Raw genomic sequence first — 855 nt, 5'->3', positions numbered from 1 at the left:
TTTACCTTCTTTATTTGGCGAACCAAAACCTATTACTGTTTTACAGCAAATAATAGTTGGCTGAGTAGTATTACTTTTAGCTTCTTTAATGGCCGCCTCGATGGCATCAGCATCATGACCATCTACATTAGGAATAACTTGCCAGTTATAAGACTCGAAGCGCTTAGGTGTATCGTCAGAGAACCAACCTTCGACTTCACCGTCTATTGAAATGCCGTTATCATCATAAAAAAGTACCAATTTACCCAAGCCAAGCGTACCTGCTAAAGAACACACTTCGTGGGAAATACCTTCCATCAAACAGCCATCACCAGCAAATGTATAGGTGTAATGATCAACGATATTATGACCTTCACGGTTAAATTGCGCAGCAAGTGACTTTTCGGCTATCGCCATACCCACCGCATTAGAAATACCTTGACCAAGAGGGCCAGTGGTAGTTTCAACTCCGGGTGTGTATCCGTATTCAGGGTGACCTGGCGTTTTAGAATGTAGCTGTCGGAAGTTTTTAAGATCTTCAATACCCAGATCATAACCGCTTAAGTGCAGCAAAGAATAGATAAGCATTGAACCGTGGCCGTTGGACAATATAAATCGATCGCGATTTGGCCAAGACGGGTTCTGAGGGGTATGCTGTAAGTGGCCGTTCCATAACACTTCAGCAATATCAGCCATTCCCATTGGCGCGCCAGGATGGCCAGACTTTGCTTTTTGAACTGCATCCATACTTAACGCACGAATGGCATTTGCTAGTTCACGACGTGACGGCATTAAATTTCTCCCGAAAGATGATCTAAAAAAGCCGCCATTCTCGCTTAAATTACCCTATTGAGCAAATAAAACTTGAACAATAGG

General features: G+C 43.0%; 1 protein-coding gene. It reads right to left on the bottom strand.

Annotation, left to right across the window (positions count from 1 at the left end):
- Positions 1-771 (bottom strand): thiamine pyrophosphate-dependent enzyme (locus A3763_RS05595; protein WP_255376609.1); only part of this gene is annotated, 771 nt, incomplete at its 3' end.
- Between the last annotated feature and the right edge of the window lie 84 nt (positions 772-855).

This window comes from Oleiphilus sp. HI0128, assembly GCF_001635365.1.
Note: the sequence above shows the minus strand (reverse complement) of the source record. Positions and strands in the feature narration are given on the sequence as shown.